The organism is Geobacillus sp. WSUCF1 (genome assembly GCF_000422025.1).
Classification (GTDB): Bacteria; Bacillota; Bacilli; order Bacillales; family Anoxybacillaceae; genus Geobacillus; species Geobacillus zalihae.
In genome coordinates this window covers 1-770 of sequence record NZ_ATCO01000327.1, presented here as the reverse complement: position 1 = coordinate 770, position 770 = coordinate 1, and the positions used below count along the sequence as shown (strand labels likewise).

Sequence of the window (770 nt, the reverse complement as noted above, 5' to 3'; positions counted from 1 at the left end):
TTTAAATTGCATCTATATAGTCCTTCCGCGCCATCAAATCCCTTATCCCATCTCCAAGCAAATTGAAGCCAAGCACCGTCAACGTAATGAATATGCCGGGAGCAAGTGCATACCAAGGCGCTTTATGAATATAACTTTGCGATTCATTCAGCATTCTGCCCCAGCTCGGATCCGGAGGCTGAACACCTAAGCCTAAATAGCTGAGTGCCGCTTCTATTAAAATAGCCGCTGAAAAGTTTAAAGATGCTGCCACGATCACAGGAGACATCATATTCGGCAAAATATGATAAACAATGATCCTAAGATGCCCTGCTCCTAAATGTCTGGCCGCTATGACAAAATCAGCTTTTTTATAGGCCAAAAAGCCGCTGCGAATAATTCGCGCAAATCCGGGAATAAAAAAAATACCAATTCGCGATTATCGTCTGCGTTAAATTGGGCTTAAAAATAGAAACAAGAACCAGTGCGATGATAATTCCGGGAAATGCTAATAAAGCATCCATCAGGCGCATCAAAATTTCATCTACCCATTTTCCTATGTAGCCCGCAGTAGCCCCGATGATCAACCCACCGGTGATGCCAATGGCAACAGAAAAGAAACCTACTGTAAAAGCAGTTTGCGACCCCTCCATTACACGGCTGAGAATATCTCTTCCGAAATTATCGGTTCCTAAAAGATGCTCGCGGCTTGGACCGGCAAGGCGATCGTCCATCTTCATCTCATTCATGTCGTAGGGCAAATAAAAGAAACTTACTAACATAAATAAAAA

The 770-nt window shown here is 43.1% G+C and carries 2 protein-coding genes; both read right to left on the bottom strand.

Features of this window, described 5'->3' with window-relative positions; genetic code table 11:
• Nucleotide 1: 1 nt before the first annotated feature.
• The gene (locus tag I656_RS20075; protein ID WP_369770229.1) at nucleotides 2-361 is read right to left on the bottom strand and encodes an ABC transporter permease; all 360 of its coding nucleotides are present in this window, start codon (nucleotides 359-361) and stop codon (nucleotides 2-4) included.
• Nucleotides 351-770: ABC transporter permease (locus I656_RS20070; RefSeq protein WP_369770228.1), on the bottom strand; the 420-nt coding region annotated here is incomplete at its 5' end. The genes I656_RS20075 and I656_RS20070, both read right to left, overlap by 11 nt.